A 255-nucleotide genomic window follows, 5' to 3' on the forward strand; every position below is an offset into this window, starting at 1 on the left:
CAATATCCATGGCTCCGTCTGCCGGACTGATACTGCTTACGGTTGGTGCTGTAGTATCAAACTCATCTTCTGTATTAAAGTAGTAGTACCAGCAGCATGCGCTGTTACCGACTCTGTCTTTAACATTACTGATTGTTGTTTTAATTTGGGTGCTACCTGGGAACTGAGCACTCGGTGTAAACGTCACCACATTGCCTTCTACCTGATAGTCACCTGCTACATAGCCACTTTGTCCGTTCACCTGAATACGTATTG

1 protein-coding gene is annotated in these 255 nt (G+C 45.1%); it reads right to left on the reverse strand.

Annotated features, from left to right (window positions below):
* A partial coding sequence (locus ACOB80_RS20900) for a hypothetical protein (protein ID WP_473167803.1) occupies positions 1 to 241 on the reverse strand: 241 nt, incomplete at its 3' end.
* Positions 242 to 255: the final 14 nt, after the last annotated feature.

The organism is Thalassotalea coralli, assembly GCF_055786205.1.